At 71.4% G+C, this 7,938-nt stretch carries 6 protein-coding genes; 4 read left to right on the forward strand and 2 right to left on the reverse strand.

The genetic code is table 11. From position 1 onward, the window contains the following. Nucleotides 1–746: FAD-dependent monooxygenase (locus tag Q0588_RS06750; protein ID WP_298744921.1), on the reverse strand; the 746-nt coding region annotated here is incomplete at its 3' end. Between the two features lie 80 nt (nucleotides 747–826). On the opposite strand from Q0588_RS06750, the gene Q0588_RS06755 reads away from it, so the two are divergent. The 4 genes from Q0588_RS06755 (at nucleotide 827) to Q0588_RS06770 (ending at nucleotide 6,325) form a co-directional block, all read left to right on the forward strand. After that, on the forward strand, nucleotides 827–1,912 hold the full coding sequence (locus Q0588_RS06755) for a Tat pathway signal protein (protein WP_298744923.1): 1,086 nt from the start codon (nucleotides 827–829) through the stop codon (nucleotides 1,910–1,912). A 91-nt stretch (nucleotides 1,913–2,003) separates the two neighbouring features. Beyond that, nucleotides 2,004–4,358 carry a DNA translocase FtsK gene (locus Q0588_RS06760; protein ID WP_298744924.1) on the forward strand — a complete coding sequence of 785 codons (2,355 nt, stop codon included), beginning with the start codon at nucleotides 2,004–2,006 and terminating at the stop codon, nucleotides 4,356–4,358. Nucleotides 4,359–4,614: 256 nt separating this feature from the next. Then, a complete protein-coding gene (locus tag Q0588_RS06765; protein WP_298744926.1) occupies nucleotides 4,615–5,259 on the forward strand; it encodes an outer-membrane lipoprotein carrier protein LolA in 645 nt (214 codons plus the stop codon). 271 nt (nucleotides 5,260–5,530) lie between these two features. Further along, nucleotides 5,531–6,325, forward strand: coding sequence for an exodeoxyribonuclease III (locus Q0588_RS06770; protein WP_298744928.1), 795 nt, complete (start codon nucleotides 5,531–5,533; stop codon nucleotides 6,323–6,325). On the opposite strand, the gene Q0588_RS06775 is transcribed toward Q0588_RS06770, so the two are convergent. Then, entirely contained in the window at nucleotides 6,322–7,731 is a 1,410-nt protein-coding gene (locus Q0588_RS06775) for an SLC13 family permease (protein WP_298744930.1), read from the reverse strand. The genes Q0588_RS06770 and Q0588_RS06775 overlap by 4 nt on opposite strands. Nucleotides 7,732–7,938: the final 207 nt, after the last annotated feature.

Raw genomic sequence — 7,938 nt, forward strand, 5'->3', positions numbered from 1 at the left:
AGCGCCTCGGCCCGCCGCGTCGTCTCGGTCCACACCAGGCTGGCCCGACGGTCGGTCAGCGGCAGGATGGCGAACGGACCCGAGGGGAGGAAATACTCATGGGCCACATTGCCGTGGTCCCGTCCTAGGGACACGGTGGCCACCACCCCGCTCTGCCCATAGCCCCAGCCGACCGTGTCTATGCCGGCGGCCTCGCGGACCGGCGAGGTACGACCCTCGGCCCCCACGGTCAACGGGGCCTCGACCATCGATCCGTCCGCCAGGGTCACCCGCGACAGGGCCGCGCCGGCCTCGACCCCGACCACCGCCGCCGGCGCCCGCACCTCAATGCCGGCCGCCGCCACCGCATCGGCCAGGGCCACGCGGATGCGTCGGTTCTCGACCATATAGCCCAGCGGCTCGCCGTCGGTCCGGTCGCCGATCTCGTCGGCGTCGAAACGCAGGAAGGCCGACGAGGCCGACCGCGAAGCCGCGCCGGGCCGTCGCCCGTCCGTGACCAGAATCCGGTCCATCCGGCAGGCGTGGGGCCGCAGAGCCGCGCCGACGCCGAGCGCATCCAGCATGCGGAAGGTCGAAAAGGCGATGGCCGTCGATCGCCCGTCGAAGCTCGGCGCCAGCTGGGCGTCGAACGGCTGGGGATCGATCAGCACCACCTTCAGCCCGCCCCGCGCTGCGGCCAGCCCGAAGGTCGCCCCCACCAGCCCCGCCCCGGCGATAATAAGGTCATGGTGTTCCGCGTCGGCCATGCTCCCTTTTCGCGCCGCGATTGAGCGAGGTCAAAGCCCTCTCGAGACTGCGGCGCTATGGCTCAGGGCGGAGGACGGCGGTGGACAGGCGGAATTGGCTCATTGGCGCGGGCGCGCTGGCTCTGGCGGGCGGCGCGGGCGTCGTCGGCTGGCGCACCTCGGTGGGATCGAGCGCCGACTACGACCGTTATTCGGCCCGGCTGCGCACGCCCGCGCCGCCCGATCCGGCCGTGGCCGATCTGATCCGGTACGGGACCCTGGCCGCGAACGGCCACAACACCCAGCCCTGGCGGTTCCGGATCGGGGCCGGGGCGATAGACATCCTTCCCGATCTCTCGCGGCGGACGCCCGTGGTCGATCCGGACGATCATCATCTGTTCGTCAGCCTGGGCTGCGCGGCCGAGAACCTGCGGATCGCCGCGACGGCCACGGGACGGCCCGGCGCGCTGTCGCTGGACGAGACGGGCGCCCGGTATGTGTTCGACCAGGGGCCGGCCCGGGCCGATCCGCTGTTCGCCGCCATCCCCGCGCGCCGATCCAGCCGGACGCTCTATGACGGCCGGCCCGTTTCGAACCGCGACCTCGAAACCCTGCGACGCGCGACGGACTCGCCCGGGGTGCGGTTGATCCTCCTGACCGACAGACCACGGATCGATCAGGCGCGGGACCTGGTCGTCGCCGGCAATGAGGCCCAGATGACCGATCCAGCCTTCATGGCCGAGCTGAAGCACTGGCTTCGGTTCAATCCGGGCGACGCCATGCGGACCGGCGACGGCCTGTATTCGGCCGCCAGCGGCAGTCCTGTCCTGCCCGCCGGCCTCGGCGGGTTCGCTTTCGACCGATTCGTCGGCGCCGCGGCCGAGAACGAGCGGTACGCCCGCCAGATCGACTCCTCGTCCGGCCTGGCGGTGTTCCTGGCGGAGCGCCCTGACCGGGCGCACTGGATGACGGTCGGACGGGCCTGCCAGAGGTTCATGCTCGCGGCCACGGCCCTCGACCTTAGCTGCGCCTTCGTCAACCAGCCGGTCGAGGTGGCCGGGCTGAGGCCGGCCCTCGCGGCCCTTGTCGGCGAGGCCGGGCTGCGGCCGGATCTGGTGCTGCGCTTCGGCCGGGGCCCTGTCCTGCCCTTCTCGCCCCGCAGGCCCGTGGCCGCCGTGATCCTGTGAACGCTCTCCGGGGCCGCTGGTAAACAGCCTCTTAACCCTGCCCGGGCGACAAGGGACCGTCTGCTCGTCTGTCTCCGGAGTCCGTTCCCGTATGTCCGCCGCCCTCGCCATCGGCCAGCGCGCCTGGGTCGGCGCCCGCATTGTCTGGGGCGCGCCCATCGCGGTGAAATTCCGCGGCGTGCTCCAGGCCCTGCTCGCGGCCCTGCTGCTGGGGGCGCTGATCTCGTGGAATCCGGCCGATCCCAGCCTCAACGCAGCCTCGGGCGCGGCCCCGACCAACTGGCTGGGCCTGAACGGCGCCCTGTTCGCCGATCTGTTCATGCAGTCGCTGGGACTGGGAGCCTGGCCCGCCGCGGTTCTGCTGATCGCCTTCGGCCTGGCCGCCGCCATCGGCGACGCCATCCAGCAAAGGTTGAAGCCCACGCCGCTCAAGGCCCTGTCGGCCACCGGCGGGGTTCTGGCCCTGTCGGCGGCGCTGTCGGCCCTCGCCGCACCGGCCGCCTGGCCTCTGGCCGCCGGTCTGGGCGGTTTGTGGGGTGACGCCATCGTCGGCCTGATCCGAATGGCGTGCGACGCTCTGCGCCTGCCAGGCGCGCCCGTCATCGCCGGCCTGCTGTTCCTGCCTCTGGCCCTGTGGGGGATCGGTTACGCCGTCGGTCTGAGGTTCGCCGATGTCGGAGACGGTCTCGCCTGGGCCCGCGGCGTCCGCCAGCCCGAGCCGCCGCAGACGAAATCCCGCCGTGTCGCCGCCAAGGCTCCGCCGCGCGCCCGGCCGGTGCTCGAGCTCGACGACGGCCCGGACGTCCTCGATTCGCCGCCGCCCTGGGACGCGCCCGCTCCGGCGCGGGGCGCGCCCGAGCCGAAGGTCGCCGCCGTCAAGGCCCCGAGGGCCTCGAAGCGCGAGCTCGACGACAGCCAGGCCGCCTTCGACTTCGCCAGGCCCTCGACCGGTTTCGACCTGCCGCCGCTGGCCATGCTGACCAAGCCGGCCAGGCGCGTCGCCTCGGTCGACGAGGAGGCGCTCAAGCAGAACGCCCGGATGCTCGAGGGCGTGCTGCAGGAGTTCGGCGTCCGCGGCGCCATCGACCAGATCCGCCCCGGCCCGGTCGTGACCCTGTACGAACTGGTCCCCGCCCCCGGCGTCAAGCACGGCCGGGTCGTGGCCCTCAGCGACGACATCGCCCGCTCGATGTCGGCCCGCGCCTGCCGCATCTCGGTGGTTCCGGGCCGCAACGCCATCGGCATCGAACTGCCCAACGCCCGGCGCGAGACCGTCTATCTGCGCGACCTGCTGGCCTCGAGCGAATACGACAAGCCGGCCCACCTGCTGCCGCTGGCGCTGGGCGAGACCATCGGCGGCGAGCCCTATGTCGCCGACCTGGCGCGCATGCCCCACCTGCTGATCGCCGGCACCACCGGCTCGGGCAAGTCGGTCGGGGTCAACGCCATGATCCTGTCGATCCTCTACCGCCACAGCCCGGCCGAGTGCCGCTTCATCATGATCGACCCGAAGATGCTGGAGCTCAGCGTCTACGACGGCATCCCGCACCTGCTGGCCCCGGTGGTCACCGATCCGAAGAAGGCGGTGATCGCCCTGAAGTGGACCGTGCGCGAGATGGAGGACCGCTACCGCCGCATGTCCAAGCTCGGCGTGCGCAATGTGGCCAGCTACAACGAGCGCGCCCGGACCGCCCAGGAGAAGGGCGAGCATTTCGAACGCACCGTCCAGACCGGCTTCGACGACCAGGGCCGCCCGGTCTATGAGAGCGAGAAGATCCGTCCCGAGCCGATGCCCTATCTGGTCGTGGTCATGGACGAGATGGCCGACCTGATGCTGGTCGCCGGCAAGGACGTCGAGGGCGCCGTCCAGCGTCTGGCCCAGATGGCCCGGGCCGCCGGCATCCACCTGATCATGGCCACCCAGCGCCCGTCGGTCGACGTCATCACCGGCACCATCAAGGCCAATTTCCCGACCCGGATCAGCTTCCAGGTCACCTCCAAGATCGACAGCCGCACCATCCTCGGCGAGCAGGGCGGCGAGCAGCTGCTCGGCCAGGGCGACATGCTCTACATGGCCGGCGGCGGCCGCATCACCCGCCTGCACGGGCCGTTCGTGACCGATCAGGAGGTCGATGAGGTCTGCAAGCATCTGCGCGCCCAGGCCGAGCCCGACTACCTCGACCTGATCACCGACGACCCGGACGGGGATGGCGACAACGCCTTCGACGACGGCGGCGGCGGTTCGGGCGACGATCTCTACGACCGCGCCGTGGCCGTGGTCACCCGCGACCGCAAGGCCTCGACCAGCTATATCCAGCGCCGTCTGCAGATCGGCTACAACCGCGCCGCCTCGCTGATCGAGAGGATGGAGCAGGAGGGGGTGGTCAGCCCGGCCAACCACGCCGGCAAGCGCGACATCCTGGCGGGGCCTCCGCCTATGGCGTAGGCGCGCTACCACTCGCCGCGCGGCGGCTCGCTACTTGAGCGCAGATCACGCGCGAAGCGCCAGGCCGCGTCGGGTCGGGAGGTCCCGAAGGGCCGACGACCGCGGCCCAACCAAAATGCATTCATCATCCCGGGAACCGGGAATGATGAATGACGCTTCATCGCAGCGCCGGAATATGGTCAGGCTGGGGTCACGCCCTCGCCAGACCCCTCGTGCAAGACGGCATCCTCGACCATCCCGAACGGGAGAAGACATCATGACCGTCTCACGCCGCGCCTTCGCGCTCGGAACCGCCGCCCTCGCCGGCCTGTCGTCCCTCGGATCGGCCCTGCCGGCCGTCGCCCAGTCCAACCTGTCGGCCGAGGACCGCGCCGTCCTGGCCCGGGCCCAGGCCTATCTGCAGGGCCTGACCTCGGCCCAGGGCGCCTTTGTCGAGACCTCGGGCGCCCAGCGCCGCGAAGGTCGTTTCTACCTGCAGCGGCCCGGCCGGATGCGGTTCGAATACACCAACCCGGCCGGCCTGCTGGTGGTCTCGGACGGCTCGAACGTGAAGCGCTACGACCCGCGCCTGAACGTCTTCCGCCAGGCGCCGCTGGGCCAGACGCCGCTGTCGACCTTCCTCGCCCGCACCGTCCGGCTGGACCAGGGCGTGCGCATCGACCGGGTCACGCGCATGGACTCCGGCGCCTTCGCCATCACCGCCCGCGACAACCGCCGCCCGAACGACGGATCGGTGGTCCTGGCCTTCGCCGGCGATCCGGTCCGGCTGCAGGAATGGACCATCATCGACGCCCAGGGCGGCCGCACCCGCACCCAGCTGACCAGCCTGCGCCCCGCCCCGGGCCTGTCGGCCAGCCTGTTCCAGCTGCGCGACCCGACCCGGCGTCCGCGCCGCAACTGAGTCGCCCGTCAGGCGAGTCCGTCTTGACATTTTTTGTCGGGCGTGTTGTTTTGGCCACAGATCGGCGGGAGCCGGTCTGACCCGCTACGGATTTCATCCCCTTCCCGGCGGCGAGAGAGACGAACCTGAAACGCCCGGCCCGCCAGGACCGGGCGCTTTTTTGTGCGCTAACGCTCGCGACGCGGTCGCTCGCTGCTTGAGCGCGGGGCGCTTGCGCCCGGGGCGCGTCGGGTCGAGAAGGCGGAGCCTTCTGACCGCGCCCCCGGAAAAAATGCTTCGCATCGCCACCTGGAACATCAACTCCGTCCGCCTGCGCATCGACCAGGTCGCCCGCTTCGTCGCCGAAAGCGGGACCGACGTCCTGTGCCTGCAGGAGATCAAATGCCTCGAGGACCAGTTCCCCCGGGCCGCCTTCGAGGCCATGGGGCTGCCCCATCTGAGGATCGGCGGCCAGAAGGGCTGGCACGGCGTGGCCATCGCCAGCCGCCGGCCGATCGGCGAGGCGCCGCGCCTGGACGTCTGCCGCGAGGGCCACGCCCGCTGCGTCGCCGTCACCGTCGAGGGCGTCGAGATCCAGAATTTCTACATCCCGGCCGGCGGCGACCTGCCCGACCGCTCGCTGAATCCGAAATTCGACCACAAGCTGGACTTCTACGAGCGCCTGACCGCCGAGATGGCCGTCCGCGACCGGCGACGGCCGCTGGTGCTGGCCGGCGACTTCAACATCGCGCCCGGCGAGAACGACGTCTGGAACCACCGCTATATGTCGAAGATCGTCAGCCACACCCCGGTCGAGGTCGAGACCCTGCGCCGACTGCAGGCCGCCGGCGGCTTCGCCGACGTGGTCCGCGACCAGATCCCCGAACCGGTGAAACTGGCCAGCTGGTGGAGCTACCGCGCCGCCGACTTCCGCAAGTCCAACCGCGGCCTGCGCCTTGATCACCTGTGGACCTCGCCGGGCCTGACCTCCGCCGTGGTCCCCGCCAGCGCCCGCATCCACGACAGCGTCCGCGAATGGACCCAGCCCAGCGACCACGCCCCGGTGACGATGGACCTCGACGTCTAGAAGGGGAAGAACATCGGGATGGCGATCATCGCCGCCACCCAGGTGACCAGGTTCAGCGGCACGCCGACGCGCACGAAGTCCATATAGCTGTAGCCGCCCATCTGATAGACCAGCACATTGGTCTGATAGCCGAACGGCGTCGCGAAGGCGGCCGAGGCGGCCATCATCACCCCGACCAGGAACGGCCGCGGATCGACGCCGAAGCTCTCCGCCAGGGCCACCGCGACCGGGGTGATCAGCACCGCCACCGTGGCGTTCGACAGCAGCTCGGTGGCGAACAGGGTGACCCCGTAGAGGATCACCAGGCCGACCAGCGGTCCGAACGGGCGCAGCACCTCGACCAGCAGGCCGGCCCCGGCGGCGGCCAGGCCGGTGACCTCGACGGCGATGCCGAGCACGACCATGCCGGCGATCAGCAGCAGGATTTCGGGACGGAGCCCGGCATAGGCTTCCTCGGCGGTGATGACCCTCAGCAGGATCAGGGCGACGGCGCCGGCGAAGGCCGCGGCGGCGATCGGCGCCCAGCCCAGCCCCGCCGCGATCACCACGGTGACGAAGACGCCGAGCGCGATCAGGGCCCGGCGCAGGTCGAACGGCCGGTCGGCCGCGCCGAACAGCGCCACGTCGCCGAGATGGGCGTCGCCGGAGCCGTCGTCATGGGTGCGGGCCTCGCCCAGGCGCGGCAGGTTGAAGGGCAGGATCCGCCGCCGCCGCGCCGCCGCCTCGAGCTCGGCCCGGCGACGGGCCTCCTCCATCTCGGCCAGCCGGGCCTGTTCGGCCTCGTCGGCGGCGACGCTGCGGCCCAGCTGCCGGGCCCCGACGAAATACAGCCACAGGCCGCCGATCACGGCGATGAACAGGCCCACCGGGGTGATCTCGAACAGGCTGAACACCGGCTGGCCGGCGTTGCCGGCCATGTCGTTGACCAGCAGGTTGGTCGAGGTGCCGATCAGGGTGGTCAGCCCGCCGAGCACCGAAACATGGCTGAGCGGCATCAGGAACCGCTTGGGCGACAGCTTCAGCGACTGGGCCACGTCCCGGATCACCGGCGCGGCCAGCACCACCACCGGCGTATTGTTGAGAAAGCCGCCCAGCACGCCGCACATGCCGATCACCGCCCAGACCCCGGTGGCCCCGATCCGCGCGGCCAGCCGGGTCGCCTGGCGGATCATCAGGCCCAGCAGCCCCGACAGTTCGACGGCGTAGGCGATCACGAACAGGCCGGCGAGGGCGATGACGGCCGGGCTGGCGAAGGCTCCCTGGACCTCGACCGGGCGCACGACACCGAGCAGCAGCAGGGCCGCCGCCCCGGTCAGGGCCGTCACATCGGCGCGGACCCGGCCGTGGATCAGCGCCCCGACCACGGCCGTGAGGACCGAGAGCGCGGCGATCTGGTCGAATGTCATGCCCCTCCCGACCCTCCCCGGCCGTCGCCGTCAACCCCCCGCCCGGCGGCCGGGGTCGAGATTCCAGCGCCCGACGTGCTAGCCTCGTTCCATGTCTGACAGAGCCGTGAACGCCCGCATCGCATCCGGACCGGCGCGCCTCGCCCTGCTGGCCGCCGGGGCCGGACTGGCGCTGGCCGGGTGCGGGGACCGCCGCCCGGCCGCACC

Origin of the sequence: uncultured Brevundimonas sp. (assembly GCF_937870815.1) — a bacterium.
Classification (GTDB): Bacteria; Pseudomonadota; Alphaproteobacteria; order Caulobacterales; family Caulobacteraceae; genus Brevundimonas.

Coding starts and splice junctions, on each gene's coding strand:
- Q0588_RS06760 (WP_298744924.1), top strand. CDS start 2,004: ATGTCCGCCGCCCTCGCCATCGGCCAGCGCGCCTGGGTCGGCGCCCGC.
- Q0588_RS06765 (WP_298744926.1), top strand. CDS start 4,615: ATGACCGTCTCACGCCGCGCCTTCGCGCTCGGAACCGCCGCCCTCGCC.
- Q0588_RS06770 (WP_298744928.1), top strand. CDS start 5,531: ATGCTTCGCATCGCCACCTGGAACATCAACTCCGTCCGCCTGCGCATC.
- Q0588_RS06775 (WP_298744930.1), bottom strand. CDS start 7,731: ATGACATTCGACCAGATCGCCGCGCTCTCGGTCCTCACGGCCGTGGTC.